Here is a 324-nt window from a genome sequence, read left to right on the forward strand (position 1 = left end):
CTAATCGAGCGGCTTCTTCTTGCTTACGCTTTTCCTCTGCTAAACGATTAGCTTCTTCTTGTTTTCGCTGCTCCTCTGCTATCCGGGAAGCCTCATTTGACTTATCTGTATTAGAATCAGATACTTCAGTAGCTTGTTTAACATTATCAGATTCTTTAGATTCTTCACCAAAAGCTATTGCAACAATCATTAGCAATGTAAACAAATAAACAAGTGACGCAATCGTTTTTTTCCACCACTTGCCGCTTCGAAAACCAAGTATTTTTTGATGCCATTTTCTTGTTTTAATTTTAAAAGGGATATTAGAAGTAGATAATATATCAG

At 35.5% G+C, this 324-nt stretch carries 1 pseudogene; it reads right to left on the reverse strand.

The window, feature by feature from the left end:
- Positions 1-324, reverse strand: a pseudogene (locus tag V7149_RS24365) (excalibur calcium-binding domain-containing protein); the annotation flags it as partial.

This window comes from Bacillus sp. JJ1503 (assembly GCF_036965125.1).
Classification (GTDB): domain Bacteria; phylum Bacillota; class Bacilli; order Bacillales; family Cytobacillaceae; genus Cytobacillus.